Genomic DNA, 1,059 nt, shown 5'->3' on the forward strand with positions numbered 1-1,059 from the left:
GGACGTCGGTGGGGATCTCGGGGGCCTCCAGGCCGAACCGGATGCTCATCTCGTCGGGCCAGGCGCCGGACGCCCGGATGAACGAGCCGGACTGGCCGGCGTCGAGGTGACGACGGACGAGCGACGCGGACTCCGCGGGGGCGCCCCACGTGACCACGACGGAGGGCGACAGGTGCGTGGCGAGGTCGAGCACCTCGCGCAGGTCGACGTCGGGGCCGACGATCCGCAGGCCGATGTCGGCCTGGGCCAGCGCCGCCCCCCAGGCGACGAACGGCAGCGCCTTCGCCTCGTCGACGAACGTCGCGAGCAGCACCTGCGCCTTGACCCCGTTGCGACGACGAGCGTCCTGGGTGCCGCGGACGTCGTGCAGGTGCTCGAGCACGGCCTTCCGGGCGAGGTTCTGGGACTCGGGCGTGACCGCGCCTCGGGAGACCTCGTGGGTCAGTCGGCAGAGGGTCGGCGACAGCACGTCACGCCAGACCTCCAGCACGGGCGTGCCGGCCAGCATGGCGAGCAGCAGGTCGTGGAGTCTCTGCTCGTCCGCCGCCGTGGCGGCGGCCAGCAGCGAGTCGAGCAGGTCGTCGGTCGCCAGGTCGGTCTGGCTGGGCGACTCGCCCCGCAGGGCCGACGACAGGTCGTCGCGGTCGAGGTGGCGCGCCACGCGGGCGGCGTCCTGGGCGGAGACCCCTCGGGCCACCATGCGTCGAACCAGCTCGACCCGACTGATGTCGCGCTCGGTGTAGCGACGGTGACCACCGTGGGTGCGATGGCTGGGACCGATCCCGTAGCGGCGCTCCCACGTGCGGAGCGTGGAGGCAGCGACGCCCAGACGCGACGACACGGCGCCGACGCCCCACGTGAGATCGCCTCCGGCGTGAGCGACGTCGACCCACTCCCCGGCCGTCGGGCGCGGTTCGTCGGGACGTCCCGGCGAGTCCTTCACCACGTCACCTCCCGGCCGCGTCGGGCCTTGCTGCCACTGTAGGCCTCTTGCGCAGGGTTGCCATTCGGGGAGCCACCTGGATAGGTTGTGAAGAAGTTGCGTTCGAGGTGGAGCAC

1 protein-coding gene is annotated in these 1,059 nt (G+C 72.6%); it reads right to left on the minus strand.

Annotated features, from left to right (window positions below; translation table 11 throughout):
- Window positions 1-943, minus strand: a 943-nt coding sequence (locus ASF38_RS08630; RefSeq protein ID WP_156366873.1) for a MerR family transcriptional regulator, incomplete at its 3' end; no start/stop codon positions are given.
- Window positions 944-1,059: the final 116 nt, after the last annotated feature.

It is taken from the genome of Aeromicrobium sp. Leaf272, from assembly GCF_001422865.1.
Lineage (GTDB): Bacteria > Actinomycetota > Actinomycetes > Propionibacteriales > Nocardioidaceae > Aeromicrobium.